This window comes from Methylobacterium sp. CCH5-D2 (assembly GCF_001556475.1).
In the GTDB taxonomy this organism is placed as follows: domain Bacteria; phylum Pseudomonadota; class Alphaproteobacteria; order Rhizobiales; family Beijerinckiaceae; genus Methylobacterium; species Methylobacterium hispanicum.
This window is the reverse complement of record NZ_LSIX01000700.1, coordinates 1-2,314: the sequence shown is the minus strand read 5'-3', so window position 1 is coordinate 2,314 and position 2,314 is coordinate 1. Positions and strand designations below refer to the sequence as shown.

Here is a 2,314-nt window from a genome sequence, read left to right as displayed (position 1 = left end):
CATCATGGCGGGCCTGCTGCCCATCCTCTGGAGTACCGGTTCAGGCTCCGAGGTCATGCAGCGCATCGCGGTGCCGATGATCGGCGGGATGGTCTCCTCGACCGTGCTGACCCTGGTGGTCATCCCGGCGGTCTACGCCCTGGTGAAGGGGCGGGGCCTGCCCCCGGCCGGCGCGGTCCGCGAGGGGACGGATGGTGAGGCGATGCGGCTGCCGCAGGCGGCCGAGTGAGAGCGAACGGTAGATGACGATGAGGAGCGATGCGATGCCATCCAGACGTACCGTGCTCGTGGGTTTGGCGGTGGGGCTGATGCTTGGACGGGGCGCCTTGGCGGAGGGGCCGCCGATGGTCGCGGTGACCAAGGACCCGAGCTGCGGCTGCTGCGAGAGATGGGTCACCCACCTGCGCGAGGCCGGCTTCACCGTCACCGTGACCGAGGGCCCGGTGAACCCGCTCAAGATCCGCCTGGGGGTGCCTCGCGAGCTTGCCTCCTGCCACACCGCCCAGGTCGGCGGCTACGTGATCGAGGGGCACGTCCCGGCCGGGGCGATCAAGCGGCTCCTCGCGGAGCGACCCGAGGGAATGGGTCTGGCCGTGCCAGGCATGCCGGTCGGTTCGCCCGGCATGGAGGTCGAGGACATGCAGCCTGATACCTACGACGTCGTCCTGTTTGGGAAGGACGGTCGGTCGACGTTCGCGCGGTACCGCGGCGGGGAACTAACCTGAGGCCACGGCGGATTCAGCGCTCGGGCATCGCCGCCGCCGGCGCGGCCGCCTTCGCCCCCGACTTGGGCGCGGGCTTCGGACGCTGGTCCCACATCACGTAGCCGGCCGGCGGGTCGTACTCGTGCGGGCGCATGACGGAGGCCTGCCCCTCCGCGGTGACGAGCCCCGGGAACAGCGCCCTCTCGATATGCTCCCGGTTAAGCGCGATCTTGTGCGGGGTGTGCGACAGGATGTGCTGCGAGTGGGTCCGGCCCGGGGGGCTGACGCTGACGAGCTTCTTGCCGGGAAAGCGCTTGGCGAACAGCTTGGCTGTCGCCGCCTGGTCCGTATCGGCGGTCAGGAGATATGCAGTATCCATGACGTCCTGTACTGCGTCGTCATAGACGCTAAGCGCGAGATTGATGTCCGTCGCCTTCTCGGTCGGCTTCTGCCAAGTGGAGCCACAGTCCCGGCACTTGGCGTCTTCATGGCTGAAGTGGCCGAGGACGGTCTCAACGCCGACCAGTTTGAGGGCGCGGACCAGGCGCTCGTGGCGGATTTTCTTGCTGTGATCGCCCGGGTAATAGGCCGTGCAGAACACGACGCGAACGAGCTCCTCCGACTGGCGCGAGATGATCGACTCCCCCAGCTTCCAGAAGTTGCACCACTTCAGAAAGGGCTCTCCTAAATCATTGACGGAATGATACAAATTGAAGCCATCGATGTAGAGTGCAGCCCGGATCCTGGATTTTCCCGCTTGACTATCCAGCTCCATGCACTCATATCCGATCCGTCAACGCTGAACGGTGCGCCGTCAGCAACCCATGGGTTCCGGCCCGTGTGAAGCCCACAGGTTCCAACCTGTGGGCTTCTTGGTTTCCGAGGCTGTTCTATCCTGAGTTCGCCTCGCGTAGTACTGTCTTTTTGTCTCTCGCGAGTTGACCGCGCCGGCCCTTCGGGCTTTGGCCGCCGGCATGTTATCCCCGGGCCTCTTAAGGTCGCGGTGGCAAGCCTGCGATGCTCGTCGGGCGGAACGGGGCGGTTCGCGTGGAACGCCATTCCTGGGGCCAGAGGAACGCGGGCCGCCGCCGTCGCATCAGGCCGCACGTCCGGACCGCCGCGCGCCGAGCCTTCGTCGCGATCACGGTCGCTGTCCTCGCCGTCGCGTGCTGCGGGTTCGCGGCCAAGGGGCTGTTCGAGAGCCGAGTGCTGATGATGCCCTACGTCGCTCGCTGACCCCCGCGCCCAGATCGCTCACGCGGGTTCACCCAACGGCGATAGCGCCTCGATGATGCGGCAGTCGGAGACCGACCCGCAGCCGCACTGGCCGATGACCTCGCGGAGTTCCGAGGCGAGCCGGGTCAGGTCGGCCAGCTTGCGCTCCACGTGGGCGAGATGGGCGCGGGCGATGGTGTCGACCTCGCCGCAGGAGCGATCCCGGTCGTCCGCCAAGGCGAGCAGGTCCCGGATCTGCTCCACGGTGAAGCCGAGGGCGCGACCGCGGCGGATGAAGCTCAGCCGGCGCAGGTGTTCGGGCCCGTAGAGCCGGTAGTTGCCGCTCGACCGCGCCGGCGGGGGCAGCAACCCGACCTTCTCGTACCACCGGACCG

At 67.4% G+C, this 2,314-nt stretch carries 5 protein-coding genes; 3 read left to right on the top strand and 2 right to left on the bottom strand.

The window, feature by feature from the left end:
* Together AX737_RS18475 and AX737_RS18470 are read left to right on the top strand one after the other, a co-directional pair.
* Positions 1-229: efflux RND transporter permease subunit (locus AX737_RS18475; RefSeq protein WP_156453821.1), on the top strand; the 229-nt coding region annotated here is incomplete at its 5' end.
* 19 nt (positions 230-248) lie between these two features.
* Positions 249-725 carry a DUF411 domain-containing protein gene (locus AX737_RS18470; RefSeq protein WP_026105495.1) on the top strand — a complete coding sequence of 159 codons (477 nt, stop codon included), beginning with the start codon at positions 249-251 and terminating at the stop codon, positions 723-725.
* 13 nt (positions 726-738) lie between these two features.
* On the opposite strand, the gene AX737_RS18465 is transcribed toward AX737_RS18470, so the two are convergent.
* A complete protein-coding gene (locus tag AX737_RS18465; RefSeq protein ID WP_003602898.1) occupies positions 739-1,479 on the bottom strand; it encodes an NYN domain-containing protein in 741 nt (246 codons plus the stop codon).
* A gap of 272 nt (positions 1,480-1,751) precedes the next feature.
* Here AX737_RS18465 and AX737_RS18460 point away from each other — a divergent pair, with 272 nt between their 5' ends.
* Positions 1,752-1,940 carry a hypothetical protein gene (locus AX737_RS18460; RefSeq protein WP_231343946.1) on the top strand — a complete coding sequence of 63 codons (189 nt, stop codon included), beginning with the start codon at positions 1,752-1,754 and terminating at the stop codon, positions 1,938-1,940.
* A gap of 18 nt (positions 1,941-1,958) precedes the next feature.
* Here the strand turns inward: AX737_RS18460 and AX737_RS18455 are convergent.
* Positions 1,959-2,314, bottom strand: a 356-nt coding sequence (locus AX737_RS18455) for a helix-turn-helix domain-containing protein (RefSeq protein WP_066923968.1), incomplete at its 5' end; no start/stop codon positions are given.